General features: G+C 69.2%; 2 protein-coding genes. Both read right to left on the bottom strand.

The features are described from left to right. On the bottom strand, positions 1-3,103 hold a 3,103-nt coding region (locus tag B1759_RS11520), incomplete at its 3' end, for a M36 family metallopeptidase (protein WP_158225223.1). 490 nt (positions 3,104-3,593) lie between these two features. After that, a partial coding sequence (locus tag B1759_RS11515; protein ID WP_143537361.1) for a T9SS type A sorting domain-containing protein occupies positions 3,594-3,981 on the bottom strand: 388 nt, incomplete at its 5' end.

Below are 3,981 nucleotides of genomic sequence, written 5' to 3'. Positions count from 1 at the left end.
CGGTGCCGGTGGAGGGAATCCAGGTGGCGGTGGCGGCGTCGTAGCTCGTCTCGAGGTTGGGCGGGTTGGCGGCCGGGTAGTAGCCGGGCACGCCGCGGACGAGGTTCATCGCCGCGAGGTCGTCGACGGTGAGGCCGGCCGACGGGGTGCCGAGGAAGCGGAAGCCCTTCGGATCGTCGATCAGGATCGACACGCCACCCGGGCCCGAGCCACCGACCTCGAACGTGATCGGAATCACGGTCGACGGCAGGGCCGGGTCGTTGGTCTCGATCGTCAGCTCCGCGTTGTAGGTGCCGTCCGGCAGCTCCGAGGCGTCAACCGAGACGGTGACGGACTCCGAGGTGCCCTCGTCGACCGTGCCGGAGGCCGGCGCGACGGAGGCCCAGATCGTCGGGCTGTAGAACAGCACCGCCTTGTTGGAGGCGACGTAGGCCGCGTTGTTCACGACCGGGAGGCCGACCGAGCCAGCCGCGTCCTCGATGCCGACCGAGGCGCTCGAGAGCGTCGCCGCCGTCATCGTGCCGTACTGGTACTCGATCGTACCGTCGGGCGCGAGGATCACCTGGAAGGTCAGCGACGAGCCGGTGTCCGCGTAGCGCGGCACACCCGTGTACTGGACCGCGAAGCGGCCATCGGTGAGCGTCCCGTAGTGCACCGAGCCGCCCGCGCTCTGATCGAGGTCGTCCCAGAAGGGCGCGATCAGGTCGTTGGGCGTGCCCGAGGCCGGGATGGCCTGGTTGGTGAACGAGTTGGCCGCGAACGTCGAGAACGTCAGGAAGCCGTTCGAGAAGATGCGGACGCTGGTCTTCGCGTCGCCGTAGAACGGGAACGAGAACGGCAGCGTGACCTCGTCGTAGCCCTCGTCGCCACCGGGGAAGGAGCCGGTGGTGGTCCAGGAGACCGGGGTGCCGGTGCCGGAGATGTCCTCGTAGCCGACGGTCGGGCCGCCGGTCTCGTCGGAGTCGATCCAGGCATAGCCGAACGCGTCCGGGCCGCCCGAGCCAAGGTTGGCCGACGCCGGCTGGTCCTGGTAGCTGATGCGAGCCGTGAAGAGGCCGTCACCGTCGCCGGGGACGCCGTTGTGCGTGATCGTCACGTCGCCCGAGTCGGAACCACCGGAGGCAGCGCTGAACGAGAGCGAGGTGGGCGAGACCGACAGGACGCCCGAGGTGATCGGGGTGTCGAAGGCCTCCACGTTGTCCGTGATGGAGCCCGAGGAGCCCTGGTCGGCGGAGACGCCGAGGCCACGGCGCGCGAACGCGCTCCAGAGAAGCTCCTTGTGGACGCCGCCGTAGAGGGCGTCGTCGGCGGCGAGGATGGCGTCACGGCCGTCCACGAAGCCGGGCGAGCACGGCTGCAGCTTCATGCCCTCGGTCACGAGGGCGAGGGCGATCTGGTTGCCCGCGCCGCCGGCGGCGTCGTAGAGATCGGCGTCGAAGCCGTACGTGTCGATCAACTCCCAGGTCATCTCCCAGAGGATGGTCGACCACACGAAGCCGATCCCGTGGGGGACCGAGAGACCACTGGTGGTGTTGCCGTAGGTGTAGTCGTTCTCGGCGAAGTCCGTCGAGTAGGGCGCGGGGCGGATGCCGACGCCGGTCGTGGGCTGATCCAGGGCGTAGGTGCCGATGCCGCGACGCTGCGGGCCGGTGTCGCCGACCTGCTGGGTCAGCATGAGGCCGTAGTAGTCACTCCAGCCCTCACCCATCTGCTCCGTGTTGCTCAGGCAGCCGGTGGTGGCGGGGCCGCCGGTGAGGCGGTTGGACGTACCGTGCGTGTACTCGTGGATCACGATGCCCGCGTCGAAGTCGCCGTCGAGGCGGGGGGTCGCGGTGGTCCACTCGTACATCTGCATGCGCGGACGCGAGCCGTCGGCCGGGGTGGCCATGTTGGCGTTGTTGGTGCCGCCGCCGTCCTGCGCCTCCGCGCGGACGTCGTCGTTGCCGAGGCCGCCGTTGCCGTAGTTGTTGACCTGGAAGTTGCCCGACGCCTCGTCGAAGCCGTACTGGTACTTGATATCGTGGATGATGTTGTTCCAGTAGAAGAGGTTGGCCGTGGCCGCCGCCGTGTAGTTGACCGGGTCGACGGTCAGGTCGAGCGGGAAGTCACACGTGAGGCCCGCGCCGCAGTCCGGCGAGTCGGTCGCGCCGCCCGTGTTGTCGTTGGCGCGATCCTGGTAGGCGTGCACGTTGTTGCCGCGCGTGATCGTGAACTCGGCGCCAGCGGCACCGTTGGTGTCGTGCCAGCCGAACGGCGAGGCCGTGCCGTCAGCGGGCTCGGAGATCACCGAGCGGCCGTCGGTCGGGGGAACCGTGGGCGAGTGGATCGGGCTCTCGTAGGGGAGCGGGTACACGTTGTAGCTCGAGCCGTCGGCCGGGGTGGCGCTGGCGGCAGCGAGGTTCGGAGCCGGGACGGCCTCCACGAACGCCATCGGGGTGGCGCTGGCGGCGGGCACGTCGCCGTGGGCCCAGTGGTCGCTCACGACCATGTCGTAGCGGCTCAGTTCGGCGCCGGTGGCGGCGTCGACGCGGACCACCCAGACGTGCTGGGCGTCGGGGGTCGGAACCTGAACCTCCCACGCGAGCGTGGCGGTGCGGCCGTCGGTCACGTAGACCTGGCGGGCCGTCACGTCGAAGCCGGTCACTTCACCGAAGCGAACCACCTTGTCCATGCCCTGGTTGAGCGGCGTGGTCGGCGTGCGGGGCGCACCGACGAGGCCGGCAACCGTGGCGACGGCCTGCGAGGCCGAGAGGCTCACCGCGCTCCGAGTCGCCGGAGAGTCGATGTTCGGGACGAGGTCGCCCGCCGCGTGCACGACCGTGCCGCGTGAGTCGACAGCGACCGTCACCTGTCCGTCGACGACGGGGATGCCGCGGTACAGCTGCTGGACGTAGACGTAGTTGATGCCGCTCAGCGCGCTCCGGTGCCCTGCGGACACCTCGAGCTCGGCGACATCACCGCCGGTCAGGCCCATCGCGGGCGCCTGAGCGCGGAGATAGTCAAACGCAGCCTGCTCGGCTACGGGTGACAGATTGGAAGACTGAGCGTACGCGGACGCAGTCAGCCCCAGCGCGAGTGCGCTGACGAGTAGAAGTCGTGACATAACGTGGGGGAGGGGAGGGACCCAGAGGGACGAAGGTGGCTGCCACCTGGACAGAGGGCTCATCGCGAGCAGGCTTTCCTGGGAGGACCACAGGCTTCGAATATATTCGGCGTCGAACAATCCATGAAGGGGACGGCGAACATTTCTGGAAGGAGCGCTCGGGCGGGAACGTGCTGTGGCCGCGATCACGCGCTCTGTAACGGAACGGGGGCGCTCGACCTCTCCTCCAGTGAGGCGGGCCGGTACCTACAGAACTTCCGGATTCAGGGCAGAACCGGGATCCTAACGCTTTATACGTTATCCGACATCCTCAATGGTCCTCCCGTTGGCTCCGAGGCGGGATCCATGCATCTCGGAACTAGAGCTGCCACGTGCACAGAACGTTCTTCTGTGCTTCACATAGTCGGCCGGGGCTGGACGCAAAGCGCCCCGCCGACAGCGTGTGTCGACGGGGCGCTCCGAGCCTGAGTGTGGGGCCGACGGTGCCGGGTTAGCGCACCACCACCGCCTGGCGCGTCACCACCGCACCGCCCGCTTCCAGGCGGACCACGTAGACGCCCGCCGCCAGCGAGCCGCTGTCCAGCGTCGCCTCGTGACGGCCCGCGCTCAGCGGACCGTCCACCAGCGTCGCCACCGACCGGCCGCGCACGTCGTACACCGTCACACGCGCTGTGCCGGCCTCCGGCAGCGCGAACGACACCCGCGCCGCGCCCGTCGACGGGTTCGGCGCGATCGCCGTCAGCTCGACCTCCGTGATCGCCGCCTCAGCCGAGGCCGAGGTGCCGATCCGCAGCACGAACCGGTCGGTCGCGTTCGCGCCGTCGGCAAAGTCGCTCGACGGGATCACGTCGGTGAACGCCTCCAGCGTCCGCGCGACG

This window comes from Rubrivirga sp. SAORIC476, from assembly GCF_002283555.1.
Taxonomy (GTDB): Bacteria; Bacteroidota; Rhodothermia; order Rhodothermales; family Rubricoccaceae; genus Rubrivirga.
Note: the sequence above shows the minus strand (reverse complement) of the source record. Positions and strands in the feature narration are given on the sequence as shown.